Origin of the sequence: Marinibacterium profundimaris (assembly GCF_002210095.1) — a bacterium.
Taxonomy (GTDB): Bacteria; Pseudomonadota; Alphaproteobacteria; order Rhodobacterales; family Rhodobacteraceae; genus Marinibacterium; species Marinibacterium profundimaris.
The window spans coordinates 1-12,753 of sequence record NZ_AQQR01000041.1 but is presented as its reverse complement, the minus strand read 5'-3'; the positions used below and the strand labels follow the sequence as shown (position 1 = coordinate 12,753).

General features: G+C 61.6%; 14 protein-coding genes and 1 pseudogene. 10 read left to right on the top strand and 5 right to left on the bottom strand.

Going from position 1 to position 12,753, the window contains the following annotated elements; all coding sequences use genetic code 11:
• Positions 1 to 77: 77 nt before the first annotated feature.
• Positions 78 to 911, bottom strand: a complete 834-nt coding sequence (locus ATO3_RS27960) for an NmrA family NAD(P)-binding protein (RefSeq protein ID WP_088653010.1) — start codon at positions 909 to 911, stop codon at positions 78 to 80.
• On the bottom strand, positions 904 to 1,350 hold the full coding sequence (locus tag ATO3_RS27955; protein ID WP_088653009.1) for a nuclear transport factor 2 family protein: 447 nt from the start codon (positions 1,348 to 1,350) through the stop codon (positions 904 to 906). The genes ATO3_RS27960 and ATO3_RS27955 overlap by 8 nt, the downstream gene beginning before the upstream one ends.
• Before the next feature lie 56 nt (positions 1,351 to 1,406).
• On the opposite strand from ATO3_RS27955, the gene ATO3_RS27950 reads away from it, so the two are divergent.
• From ATO3_RS27950 to ATO3_RS27915, 8 genes and pseudogenes are all read left to right on the top strand, one after another.
• A complete protein-coding gene (locus ATO3_RS27950) occupies positions 1,407 to 2,042 on the top strand; it encodes a TetR-like C-terminal domain-containing protein (protein ID WP_088653008.1) in 636 nt (211 codons plus the stop codon).
• A 401-nt stretch (positions 2,043 to 2,443) separates the two neighbouring features.
• Positions 2,444 to 3,016 (top strand): TetR family transcriptional regulator, encoded by a 573-nt coding sequence (locus ATO3_RS27945; RefSeq protein WP_088653007.1) that lies wholly within the window; start codon positions 2,444 to 2,446, stop codon positions 3,014 to 3,016.
• Positions 3,009 to 3,986 (top strand): NAD-dependent epimerase/dehydratase family protein, encoded by a 978-nt coding sequence (locus ATO3_RS27940; protein WP_088653006.1) that lies wholly within the window; start codon positions 3,009 to 3,011, stop codon positions 3,984 to 3,986. The genes ATO3_RS27945 and ATO3_RS27940 overlap by 8 nt, the downstream gene beginning before the upstream one ends.
• A 231-nt stretch (positions 3,987 to 4,217) precedes the next feature.
• Positions 4,218 to 5,246, top strand: a complete 1,029-nt coding sequence (locus ATO3_RS27935) for an IS110 family RNA-guided transposase (protein ID WP_088653005.1) — start codon at positions 4,218 to 4,220, stop codon at positions 5,244 to 5,246.
• Positions 5,247 to 5,280: 34 nt separating this feature from the next.
• Positions 5,281 to 5,772, top strand: a pseudogene (locus ATO3_RS27930) (IS5 family transposase); the annotation flags it as partial.
• 206 nt (positions 5,773 to 5,978) lie between these two features.
• Entirely contained in the window at positions 5,979 to 6,863 is an 885-nt protein-coding gene (locus tag ATO3_RS27925) for a LysR family transcriptional regulator (RefSeq protein WP_088653004.1), read from the top strand.
• A gap of 133 nt (positions 6,864 to 6,996) precedes the next feature.
• Positions 6,997 to 7,545, top strand: a complete 549-nt coding sequence (locus ATO3_RS27920) for a hypothetical protein (protein ID WP_088653003.1) — start codon at positions 6,997 to 6,999, stop codon at positions 7,543 to 7,545.
• On the top strand, positions 7,542 to 7,784 hold the full coding sequence (locus ATO3_RS27915; protein WP_088653002.1) for an Atu4866 domain-containing protein: 243 nt from the start codon (positions 7,542 to 7,544) through the stop codon (positions 7,782 to 7,784). The genes ATO3_RS27920 and ATO3_RS27915 overlap by 4 nt, the downstream gene beginning before the upstream one ends.
• A gap of 259 nt (positions 7,785 to 8,043) precedes the next feature.
• Here ATO3_RS27915 and ATO3_RS27910 read toward each other — a convergent pair whose 3' ends face one another.
• Complete coding sequence (locus ATO3_RS27910; protein WP_198963373.1) at positions 8,044 to 8,619, bottom strand: TetR/AcrR family transcriptional regulator; 576 nt, start codon at positions 8,617 to 8,619, stop codon at positions 8,044 to 8,046.
• Between the two features lie 128 nt (positions 8,620 to 8,747).
• Between ATO3_RS27910 and ATO3_RS27905 the strand changes: the two genes are divergently transcribed.
• The gene (locus ATO3_RS27905; protein WP_088653000.1) at positions 8,748 to 9,824 is read left to right on the top strand and encodes an aldo/keto reductase; all 1,077 of its coding nucleotides are present in this window, start codon (positions 8,748 to 8,750) and stop codon (positions 9,822 to 9,824) included.
• Positions 9,825 to 10,118: 294 nt separating this feature from the next.
• Here ATO3_RS27905 and ATO3_RS27900 read toward each other — a convergent pair whose 3' ends face one another.
• A complete protein-coding gene (locus ATO3_RS27900) occupies positions 10,119 to 11,009 on the bottom strand; it encodes a LysR family transcriptional regulator (RefSeq protein WP_088652999.1) in 891 nt (296 codons plus the stop codon).
• A gap of 99 nt (positions 11,010 to 11,108) precedes the next feature.
• Here ATO3_RS27900 and ATO3_RS27895 point away from each other — a divergent pair, with 99 nt between their 5' ends.
• Positions 11,109 to 11,927, top strand: coding sequence for an SDR family oxidoreductase (locus ATO3_RS27895; RefSeq protein ID WP_088652998.1), 819 nt, complete (start codon positions 11,109 to 11,111; stop codon positions 11,925 to 11,927).
• Positions 11,928 to 12,325: 398 nt separating this feature from the next.
• Here ATO3_RS27895 and ATO3_RS27890 read toward each other — a convergent pair whose 3' ends face one another.
• Positions 12,326 to 12,709: an MFS transporter gene (locus ATO3_RS27890; protein WP_143747417.1), complete on the bottom strand. Its 384-nt coding sequence runs from the start codon at positions 12,707 to 12,709 to the stop codon at positions 12,326 to 12,328.
• Positions 12,710 to 12,753: the final 44 nt, after the last annotated feature.

The following is a 12,753-nucleotide window of genomic DNA, read 5'->3' as shown; positions in this document are numbered from 1 at the left end:
AATTTACGCCAGATCTTGTCCAAGAGATGGGGAGTAGCTCACATCTCGGATGCAAGGGAGAGGCTGGCCGCAGGACGTCAGACCATCCAAGTTGCGGCATTTTCTGCAGCGAAGCTCCGAAATGATCCCGGTGAAGTTCCGGTCAGCTGCGCGACCCTAGCCGTCGTGCGATCTTCGGCACCCGCGCTGATCGTTTCGTCCATATTCGCGAGCATGCGGGCGTAATCGGTAGGCAGTCCCTGTTCCTCGAAGCGATCGGCCAGGTCCTGGGTCGTGAGCGCGACATGACGGATCGTCCGGCCCGTCACATCCGACAGTATCCGGGCCGTATCCTCATAGCTCAGCGCCTCGGGGCCCGTGAGGATCCGGTCGTCGTTGAGCGGCGTGGCGGAGTTCAGGCAGGCCACAGCGGCGGCCGCGATATCTTCAGCGTCAATGAAGCCGACACGGGCGGTGCCAGTGGCGCTGTAGATCGCATTCTCCTCGCGGACCGTGTGGGCGTGCGGCCCGTCCGAGAAGTTCTGCATGAACCAGGAAGGGCGCAGCACTGCCCATTCCGGGGCGGTATCGGCCAGCCAGGCATGAACGCCGCCCATCATCGGGCCATCACGGTCCAGCATAGACGAACTGAGAAGCACGAAGCGGCGCACCCCACGCTCAATCGCGCTTTCGAGGATGGGACGCATGACGTCGAGGTGGTCGGTGCGATCCGTCGGTGCCACGAGATAGACTGCGGAGCAGCCCTCAAACGCCTCCACGGAGGCCGAATCCGCCCAGTTGAAGAAGCGGTCCCGCGCCCCTGTAGGCGTGCGAGTCCCGACGGCGACCTCGGCTCCGCTGTCCGTGAGACGATCCACCACCCGCTGGCCTGTCTTGCCCTTGCCGCCGATGACGAGAATGTCCTTACCCATCTGCCTTCCCCCCGGCATAGGCCGTTGCTGCTGCCTGCGCGCCCCCGAGGGCAGAAAGCGCAACCAGCGGGTTCCAGTAGTCGCGATAGCGGCTGATGCGACCGTCGCGGAGAGTTACGACGGAAATGTAGTCCTGATCATAGGGCAAGCCGGTGGAAATGCCGGCACCATCGCAGGAGAATTCGAAAATCACCGTGTCGTCGGAAGGGTGAACCGCATGCAGCGTGAATTCGCTCAGCTTCAGCATCGGCTCAAGCCGCATCAGGTGATCGGCAAGGGCCGACATGCCGTCCAGTCGTCGGGGTAGCCCCTCTGGGGCATATGGAAATTCAAAGACCACGTCTTGGGTAAAGAGGTCCGCCATTTCCTGGCTGGCTGTCAGGCGGGAACCAAGGGCCCCCCGCAGCAGATCGGAAAAACTGTCAAACTTGTCGTTCATGGGGAAAGCTCCTATGGATGGAACGCTAGCGTATCGACCACCTAGGAATTCAATGGATGAAACGCAACCGTTCCGACGAAAAAACACGGCGCGCCCCGTCTGGGGCGGCTGTCCCGCGTCCCGAACTGACAGAGGCGCTTTACCGCGCTTTCTTCGAAGAGTGGGCAGACCGTGGTTTCGGGGCCCTAAGTCTTGAACGGGTCGCCGCGCGCGCGGGCGCTGGCAAGGCTGCGATCTATCGACGGTTCCCGTCGCGCCTGGCTTTCGCCGAGGCGGCGATTTCGACACTTGGTCTGCGGATCGCGCTACCGGAAGTTGAGGGCACCACGCTGCAAGAGGACATCCTTAACCTGCTAGTACAGACCCGCGTCGTGCTTCGGCATCCTATGGTCCGTAGGATCCTGCCGGATCTGCATGCCGAAGCCGCGCGATCGACCGAGATGCGTGTGATCAACGACCGGGTGGCGCAAGCACGGCGGGAGCGGGCGGAAGTTCTTCTGGACCGTTGGGTGTGTCGAGGTGAGCTGCCTGAAGGCCTTGACCGGGACCTCGCGCTGGATCTGCTTGTCGCACCTCTGTATTGGAGAATGGTCGTCCGGGGCGTAACACCGACATTCGCGGAACTCGAGACGCAGAGCCGCGCGATCATGGCGGGCTTGTCTGCCCTGGGAATGACAACCACGTCACAATAAACCTACGCGGACGGATACTTCAGCTTGCATGAAAGTATGAGCTTGAAGCAGACATGCGGCAGAGCCAAACGCCTGGTCACCCTTAACGCGACAGGCCCTGGACGCTCGGATCTGCTGTCGCTCACGGCCCATTCCCGCTGAACATTGGTGATCTCAATGCCGCAGCGAGGCCGGGCGAACCGGCCATACGCCGCGCTCACAAGGCGTAGCAGTGAACGAACTCGCACTATGCGGGACAGAGTGAGTTTTCACTGCGGCTCCGCCACCGGCCGCTTTCGGCAGATTTCCACGAAATTTCTCGTCGCCTGATCGTCGATAGAGGTCCGGCGGCGCCAGTCTGCGGATTGACACCTAAGATCCACCTTTTTATTTCCGAACGTTCGGAAATAAACAGGTGGTGCATGGCACGTCCCAGAAAACATGATCAGGATCAGATCCTCGATGCGGTAGAGCACGTGATTGCCCGCGATGGCGTACTGACCATCGACGCAGTCGCGAAAGTAGCCGGCGTGTCGAAAGCTACGGTGCTTTATGAGCATACCAGCAAACCTGATCTCCTTGCTGCGCTCGTGGATCGGACGATAAAGGCCGACAACGACTATAATGCGTCATGCCAGGCCGAGTTTGCCGGTGAGCCTGACGCACCACTTCTGGGGCGCATCGAGGCCGCGCGGCGCCAACTCCCGATGCCGGGCGAGAACGGTGCTGTCCTAAGCCTTGTTTCAGCATTGATGCAGGACACAGCGCTGCGTGCCAGATTTCGCGGCAATCAAAACGCCCTCCGCCTGGAACTGTTGGACCACGCGAGCCATCCCCGTGCAGCTCGGCTGGCTTGGCTGGCGCTGGAAGGCCTCAAGTTTCAGCAACATCTCGAGTTGCACGACTGGACAGAGGCTGAGCGCGCCGAGGTTCTCCAAGACATTGAAAAACTTGCCCGGAAAGGCACGGACAGCATCGAGGAACGTGATGCCTGAGCGTGACATCTTCATCACTGGCGCGGCGGGCTACGTCGGGCGAAATTTGTTGCGCCACTTCATCGCGCGGGGTCACCGTGTCATCGGGCTGGTCCGCACCGCGGAGGCGGCAGACCGCGTGAGGTCCTGGGGCGGGAAACCGGTCCTTGGTGACATGCTGAACGCCAACCTTGTGCCACTTATGGCAGGGGCGGATATGTTAATTCACACGGCCGCGAGCGTCGATCATGGGCCCGGCTCAACCGCTGATTTCGTCAACCCTGAGGGCACTCGGCGCGTTCTGGACGCCGCCAGACAGGCGTATGTCGGTAAGGCAATTCACATCAGCACAGACTCCGTGCTTCAGGACGGCCACCCCCTGTGCAACGTCGACGAGACTACGCCGTATCCGTCCCGACCAGCCGGAGCCTATTCGGCTGGCAAGGCAGAGGCGGAAAAGGTCGCCCGACGCGCGGCTGTTTCAGGTCAGCACGTCGTCATCCTGCGTCCTCGCATGGTCTGGGGCCGCGATGATACCACAGCCCTTCCGACACTGGTCGAGGCTGTCGAAAGCGGAAAGTTCGCGTGGATCTCTGGCGGGGGGTATCGCTCATCCACCATGCACATAGCCAACTTGTGTCACGTCGTCGGCTTGGCTCTGGATCGCGGACGATCTGGCGAGATCTACCATGTCTCGGATGGCCCGGCCCGCACCTTCCGAGAAACCGTCACCGGCCTCTTAGCAAGTCAGGGGATTCCGGCTCCCACGAAGGTGGTGCCACGCGGGGTGGTTCGCACGGTCGCACGGGTTGGGGATGCGATCCATCGCGCAAGCGCTGGCAGATACCGCGGACCGATGAGCTACCAGGACTATGCGACCAGTGCGGTCGAGATCACGCTCGACACCTGGAAGGCGGAACGCGAACTTGATTATGAACCGCTCATGGCCTGGGAGGACGGGCTGGCTGAATTGCGATCATATCAGGCATAGCGGTCCGCAAGTTGCAATGATCGAAACAATTTTCGACACTGCGGACCTTGAGCATCCCTCAAGAACATTTGATCTTGAGGGATGCCACGCGGCCCTTTCTGTTATTCGCGGCTTCAAAGCACGGGTAGCGCTTCAAGGTTTTTGGCTATTTAGGGCTTTGATGATGTGACCGCCCCCCGACGGCATCTGTGTGCCAAGGTGGGTCTGCGATGATCCATAAAGGAGGCGGTCATGTCGGAAATTTTCATGGTCGGGCTCGATCTTGCGAAGAATGTCTTTCAGGTTCATGGAGCCGACGCCGCGGGCCGGGCGGTGCTGCGCAAGAAGCTGAGAAGAGACCAAGTCGCGGCATTCTTCGGACAGCTGCCGGCCTGCGTTGTCGCGATGGAAGCCTGTGGCGGTGCGCATTTCTGGGGCCGGGAGATCGGCAAACTTGGCCATGATGTAAGGCTCATCCCACCGGCCTATGTAAAGCCTTTCGTCAAACGCCAAAAAAACGATGCGGCTGATGCCGAGGTGATCTGCGAAGCGGCGCAGCTCCCGACGATGCGCTTTGTGCCGGTGAAGAGCGAGGAGACACATGGCGCTGCAATGGTCTTTCGCGTCCGCGAGTTGCTGATCCGGCAGAGAACCCAGGCTATCAATGTCCTGCGCGGGCATCTGGGTGAGTTTGGAAAGATCGTGCCGCAGGGCGCGGCTAACGTGTCGAAGCTGATTGCTATTGTGGAAGACCCGGACAGCGGTCTGCCTGCGGACGCCATCCTCACGCTCACGGTGCTGGTGGCGTCCCTCGCCCATCTCGAAGCAGAGCTCGGCAAGCTCGATGCCGAGATCGCCCGGTGCGCCAAGGAGGATGAGGTGGCGCGGCGACTAATGACAGTCCCGGGGATAGGTCCTCTGATTGCCACCGCCATAGCAGTTCTGGCTCCGCCCCCAGAGACGTTCTGCAAGGCGCGCGACTTCGCCGCTTGGCTGGGTCTGACACCCCGCCAGCATTCCACCGGAGGCAAACAGCGCCTCGGGGCCACGACAAAGATGGGGGAACGCTCCTTGAGGCGGCTGCTGATCATCGGCGCGAACAGCGTTATCATCAAACGGCATGTCCATGCCTCCGCACAGCCGGGGACTTGGCTGGGTGGAGTGCTGACGCGCAAGCCACCAATGCTGGTGCGCGTGGCGCTGGCGAACAAAATGGCGCGGATAGTCTGGGCTCTGATGGCCCGGTGTGGCGTCTACAAGGCTCCGGCTACGGCGGCGTAAGCCGTCCGTCAGTCGCGAGGACGTCGGCGCGTGACAGATCCACATCGGCATTGATGAGTAAACGCTGGAAATCAGAGCGGTTGAGATCACGGGCAGCAACACCGGAGATGCGCCAATGCTGCCTCATCTCCTCAACCAGATCCCGCGCGATCAAGAGATTGGCAGCGTGACCGCGGACGGTGCATACGACACGCGCCGGTGCCACAACGCCATCGCTGACCGCGGTGCGGCCGCAGTCATCCCACCACGCCGTAATGCCCAACCATGGAAGCCAACCACTGCCGGCGCCATCGCCAGGAACGACGCGCTGCGCGCATCAAGATACCTGGGCCGCGCACTCTGGCGGAACTGGAGCGGATATCACCGCCGGAGCCGCGTCGAGACAAAGACGCACTGCGTGAAACTTCTAGGCCAGCGCCTGATGGCCCGCGACTTCGACCGCCAAGTCGCCGAGATTCAGGTGCGCGTTGCGATCCTGAACGGCTACACAGCCCTTGGCAACCCCGTCACAAAAGCAGTGGGATAAATCCGTCTGGGAAAGGGGAGAACCGTCCGTCAGCTGATTTGCGCAACAGAGTCCATGATGTGCTCCTTTGCATTTGGCACCGGGCCAAGGGTGGGGGCCGGGGCGCATTACCGGTAGCCGCCCCCTCATGGATCCAGCGGTTAGCTTTGCTTGACAATTTCGGTGCCGCCGGGGCTATTGACAAGACATCCAGGAAAGGAGCCAGCATGGACCTGAACCTTTTGGCCCTCTTCCAGGCCGTTGCGGAGGCGGACAATTTCCGGGCCGCCGCCGACCGTCTCGGCGTGACGCGGTCGGCTGTCAGCCAGGGCATGCGCCGGCTGGAAGACATGATCGGGGTGACGCTGGTCACGCGCACCACCCGCGCGGTGCGCCTGACCGAGGAGGGAGAACGGCTTTACGCGTCCCTTTCCACGCCGCTTGCGGAGATCTCCCAGGCACTGGACGTGGCATCCGGAGACAACCGGCCCCGGGGCGTTCTCCGCCTGGCCGTGACATCCATCGCCGAGGCGGTCCTGTCCGGGCCCTTGCTCGTGAGCTTTGCCGAGGCGCATCCTGAGGTCGTTCTCGACGTGACTGTGACCGACGAGGAGGTCGACATCATCGCGGCCGGCTTCGATGCGGGGATCCGACTGGGCGAGGTGATCGAGCAGGATATGATCGCCGTCCAGGTCACCGAGCAGGAGCGCGAGGCCGTCGCCGCCGCTCCGGCCTACCTGGCCGCGCATGGTGCCCCATCGCATCCGCGCGACCTGATCGCGCATCGCTGCATCGGCTGGCGTCCGTCACCGGACTCCGCGCCCTACCGGTGGGACTTCTCGGATAAAGGCGTCGCGTTTGATGTCGCCGTGGCGCCGCAGATCACGACGAATGATCTGCGCCTGATGCTGCGTGCGACCCTTGAAGGCGGCGGGATCACCTTTGCCACACGCGAGACGTTCCGGCCTTTCGTGGACCGCGGCGAACTGGTCTGGCTGCTGGAGGATTTCCTGCCGCCCTTCCAGGGTTTTTCCCTCTTCTACCCGCATCGGCGCAACATGGCCCCGAAACTGCGTGCCTTCGTGGACCACGTGAAAACCCGGCGACCTTGAGGTGCCGTTCTGCCGTGACTGGTTAGCGGGGCTAACCACGATGTCCATCATTCGATGAATACCGGCGACGGTGCAAATTGCTCATGTTCCTCGGCACTGGGCCAGCGGCCCACATGCAATGAAGGACATAGACATGAAGACCACTTTTATGACGCTCGCGATGCTCATGGCGGGCTCCTCCCTCTCCGCAGAGACCTGCGCGCAAAGTGGACCGGACTCTCCCGCCGTCCTGCACGCCGACTGGATCATGGAAGGCTGGGAACGCCGCGAGGGCGAACCCGACTTCATCTTCGAAGAGAAGATGGCGCGCTACTGCAATCTTCAGGATACCCGGGGCGTCTTCTACGACAATTTCGCCCCCGGCCAGACGCAACTGTTCGGCGATGCCGCGGTCTATGGCGCGAACTGGGAAGACCTGCAGAACGCGGCGCGTAGCGTTCTGCACGGGCTGACCGAGGCCAACGAGACGCTCGTGGGCGATGGCGTTGCCTCGACCACCTTGGGGTTCGTGGGACTGATTAACCGGCTCGACGGCGAGGTGATCGCCTTCGACGGTCGCTCGCAGCTTGGATGGGCCTGCACCGGGGAAGGCTGGAAGATCCGGCACGAGCTGAACTACGCCTGGATTGTCGAGCCGCAGGAGATCGCCGACACGCTCGGCCAGCGCGGGAACCGGCAATGAGCGACACGCCAACCCAATTTACCGGACTCTGGATCACCGATGACGGCCATGTCCGCCACGAACTCCTTCCTGGCGGCCGATATGTCGAAGCGCGAGGATCTCGCGAACGCGCCTACCAGGGCCGCTACGAAATAAGCGGCACCCATATCGAATACTGGGACGACACCGGATTCACCGCGAACGGCGACTTCATTGGTGGTGTCCTGCATCATGCCGGGATGATCCTTCGACGCAACTGAGAAGCACGCCGGGCCATCGCCGCCCGGCGCATCCCTAGGCCAAGCTCTGCCCAACCACGGCCCAATCGGCGCCGGTCAGCTGAGAAAACCGATCTCGCCGCTGTTCAAAGCGGTCAACTCTCCCTGAAAAAACACGAAGTGTGATTATCAGCCGGAAGTCGTCGGTGAGTTTTTCAACAGCATCAGCCCAGAGTGACCGATGCTGCGCTGCGAACGAATGACGGCTTTGTCTTTGGCGCTAGCTGTCAGCCCGATCCATTTACGAATGATCCGGCCAGCCGCTTAATGACGCTTGCGCGATGGCGATGAGCGCATTGCGATCTGCACCATCGCGAGCGAGGATCGACATGCCGTGCGTTATCGCTAGGGCGGTATCGGCTAGAACGGAAGTCTTGGTGTCCGGCGGCAGTAGGCCCGACTCCACGTCGCTTTCGATACGCTCGATGATAATGGTCCGGATCACTCGCCGCTCTCGCGCAGCCGCATCCCTCACGTCGGCAGCATCCTTCGATCCCGTTGCCGCCGCACTGGCGAGGAGGCATCCTCTGGGTGTCGCATCGCCAGTGTATAGGCGCGCCGCGTCTTCCATCATCCGAGCAACGGCTTCCTTAGCTGTCGGTGCGAGTACGAACGCTTTTTTCAGATCGGCTGCGTCGCCGACATAGCGCCGCATCGCTTCGAGGAACAACTGCTTCTTGTCGCCGAAAGCCGTGTAGATGCTGGGTGCAGTAACACCCATCGCGGCTGTCAGGTCGCTGATCGAGGTTGTCTCATACCCGCTTTCCCAAAACGCCAGCATCGCCTTTTCGAGCGCTGCCTCCCTGTCAAAGGACAAGGGACGACCAGTTTTTCGAGACTGTGTGCGGGGGACTTTCATAACGATTGATATTAAACTCATTGACGCCGCCAATCAAGAGGTGCATAGCGTTTCGTAGCGAGCGATATGAAATCAGGAGCTACGCTATGTCCCTCTCTAACTTCCGCGCCCTTGGCCGTTCCGGTCTTGTCGTGAGCCCCCTGTGCCTTGGCACGATGACCTTCGGCCCCGGCGATTGGGGCGCGGATGAGGATGCCTCGCGAGAGATTTTCAACGCCTACAGAGACGCTGGCGGCAATTTCGTGGACACGGCGGACATCTATTCCGGCGGCGTCAGCGAGGAGTTTGTCGGCAAGTTCATCAAAGAGACCAAGTCCCGCGACGACATCGTTCTGGCGACGAAGTTCGGTTTTAACGGATCGTCCAGCCCGCTGTCCGGGTCCTCCGGTGGGCCGGGCAACCCCCATGCGGGCGGTGCGGGTGCCAAGAACATCCACCGGGCGCTGGACGCCTCACTCAAGCGGCTTGGCACCGATTACATCGACCTCTACTGGATGCACATCTGGGATGGCGTCACGCCTGTCGAAGAGATCGTGCAGACGTTGGGCGATCTGGTCCGAGCCGGAAAAATCCGCCACTACGCGCTTTCCGACATGCCCGCATGGGTCGCCATGAAGGCTGCAACACTTGCATCGGAGCGGCGCGTGCCGGGGCCTATAGCTTGCCAAGTTGAATACTCGCTGGTCGCCCGCGACGTGGAAGCAGAGCATTTCCCTGCCGCGCGTGCGGCAGGTATGGGTGTCATGCCGTGGAGCCCGCTGGCCGGTGGATTTCTGACGGGCAAATACAAACGCGAGGACACGAGCGGCACTGGACGGCTGAGTGGCGCGAACCCGTTCGGCGACAGCAAGTTCGCGGATCGCAACTGGGATATCCTCGACACGCTGCAGGATGTGGCGGCCGAGCTGGATTGCGACCCTGCCCAGGCCGCACTGGCTTGGGCGATGGCGCGTCCGGGTGTAGCGTCAACCATCGTCGGTGCGCGCAAGGTCACGCAATTGACTGGCAACGTCGAGGCCGCAAGCCTGCAACTCAGCGATGATCAGATGATCCGGCTGAACGAGGTCAGCAAACCGACTGAGGGCTTCACCTCATCACTTGCCTCACCGATGATTCGGCAGATGATCTATGGCGGAAATGAAGTGACCGGATGGGGTGAATAGCCCCCCGCACATGCAGGGTTTAAATGTAAGCAGACCTTCAGCAAGCGAGTTCGGACGGCAGCAAAGTCCCGCTCTGCCGACCTTCACCCACGAAAAATGCTGCGCGATGCACGAATGGCTGCTTCGGTGACGGTGCGTTGCCGCATCGACGGTCGCTTCGAACGGCAGGTCTGGGCCGGGAGCGACGCCGCGCGAGCGACGGGCAGTCTAGCCAGGCAAGCGCGGGTCACGCTGCACCGCCGCAAGACCGGTTCGAGCCCGTAAAGGACCTCGCAACTTGAACGCCGGTGATGCTTAGATCTCCTGCTGCAAAAGGTCGAGGAAAAGCGTCACCGCCGGGGGCGGATGGCGTCGGCTCGAGTAGTAGGCGTGATAGCCGGAGAACGGTGGCGACCAGTTTCCGAGAACCTCGATCAGCTGGCCGTCCTGCAGAAACGGAGCTGCCAGATCCTTCAGCATGTAGGCCAGTCCCATCCCCGCACAGGCCGCTGCGACAAGCGCGTCGCCATCATTGACGATAATCGACGATGCGACCTTCACCGTCTCGGTCCGGCCATCCCTTTCGAACGACCAGGGCGACAAGATACCACCCGCATTCCGGAACCCGATGCAGCGATGCCGAGACAGGTCGCGGGGCGTGTCCGGAGCTTTGCAGGCGTCAAGATACCCGGGCGCGCCGACGACGACAGAGCGCAGGGATGGCCCGACGGGGACAGAAATCATGTCCAGTTCCAGGTTGTCGCGCATTCGGATTCCGACATCGAACCGCTCTGCGACAATATCGACGTATCTGTCCTCGACGCTCAACTCTCCCTCGATATCAGGATGCGCGGCAAGCAACTTGGAGAAGGCCGGCCATACAAACGTATCCGCCGCGTGTTTGCCGCAGGTCACCCTGAGCTGCCCGCCCGGCTCCTCGCGCAGCCGTTCGAGATCGGCGAGCTTTGCATCAAGCTCCGCAACATTCGGCGCGAGGGTGGCCAGCAGCTGCTCGCCCGCTGCTGTCGGTGTCAAGCTGCGCGTGGAGCGTGACAGCAGCCTTATTCCCAGGTCCGCTTCAAGCCGCTTTACCGTCTGGCTGACGGCAGACTGGGTCACCCCGAGGCTCTGCGCCGCCACGGTGAAGCTTCGCGTCTCTGCCACGCGGCTGAAGGTGATCAGGTCGGAGAATCTACGTGGGTCCATTCATTAGATAAGCTACTGATCGCGACAATTTTCAAGGATCTAATCAGCAAGCACGAAGATCCCCTAATATGACAGGCAACAAACGAAAGGACTGACAGGATGACTGACAAGGTGTGGTTCATCACAGGCGCCGCCAAGGGGCTGGGGTATCTCATCGCGCGGGACGCATTGCGCGCAGGCGATACGGTCGTGGCGACTAGCCGAACCGTCGACGGGCTGGGCGACCGCCTCGCCGTGTCCGACGACCGGCTGCTTGTCTTGCCCCTTGACGTGACAGATGCGGATGCCGTCGCAAAAGCCCATGACGCGGCCATCAAGACCTTTGGACAGATCGACGTGCTGATCAACAATGCCGGTCGCGCGCAGCTTGGCTTTTTCGAGACGATCCGCGACGACGACGTGCGGCGGCAGTTCGAGATCAACGTCTTCGGGGCGATGAACGTGGCCCGCGCCGTGCTGCCGACGATGCGCCGCCAGCGGTCTGGTCTGGTGGTGACGATCTCGTCCGTAAACGGCCTCGTCGCCAACCCGGGTGGGTCGATCTATTCCGCCTCCAAGTTTGCCCTTGAGGGCTGGATGGAGGGCCTTGCCGAAGAGATCGCGCCGCTCGGCATTCGATCCCTGGTCGTCGATCCGGGCATGATGCGCACGAACTTCCTCGATCCCTCCACCGCGCGGCAGGGCGACCTGGAAATCGAGGATTATGCCGAAGCAGTTTCGGCGTTCCGGGGATTTATTTCGCAGGCGAACGGCGCGCAGGACAACGACCCTGAAGAGCTTGCTGCGCTGATCGTCAAGGAGGCATCGTCCGACGCGCCAGCCCGGCGGCTGCTGTTCGGTGCGGACGCCCATGAATGGGCCGGTGCGAAATGCCGCCAATTGGCCAGTGAAATCGACGCATCGAGGGCACGCACTTGATCCGAGGTCAGGGCAGCTTTGTCCCGCACTGCTGACCTTGGGCCCCCGACCGAATTCGCCGGCGCGGCGAACGGCAGCTTTGACAGACTGCGTTGCAGCATCCTGATTTAGGGCTGAAGGTCGGCTCTGGGCCGTCATCGCCCGCATGCTTGGCACGCCAAGACGAGGTGTTCGCCGCACCGCCGCAGGTCAGCTTTGAGCCCATTCTGTTGAAAAGCTCATCCGGTCATCCGCAGCAGTCCTAGATGTAGAACGGTGTTTTTCTGGGGGATGTGAAACACCGAAATTCAGCCCGGAGGGGTGCGAAGGTGGAACAGTTTCCCAGCAAGCGGACCGCCAAAGCCCACTAACAGAGTTCTTTAACAGAATAAGCCCGACGCCGTCCTTCGTCAGATGCCTTAGCCGCGGCTTCCGGGGCGGAAGCCAGACCTGCGCGCACCAAATGTGACAATGACGCCCGCAACCGCCAGGATAAAGACCGCCCATGGAAACGCGCCCGCTCCTGCGGCATCGAGAAGAATACCGCCCACGATGCTTCCAGAGGCAATCGCGGAATTCCACACCACGACATTCATTGACAGAGCAACGTCCGCGCCTTCACCGGCGGTATCGGCAAGTGCCGTCTGAAGGAACGTTGCAGCGCCCCCAAAAGTCAGGCCCCAGATCACGGCGCCAATGAGGACCGCTTCAGGATGCTGTCCGAACAGACCCAGAGCAAGAGCCATCAGAGCGAAAACCGACAGGCTGATCAGTACCGAACGGCGCAACGCGCGATCTACCAATTTGAGCTACTCCCCATCTCTTGGACAAGATCTGGCGTAAATTA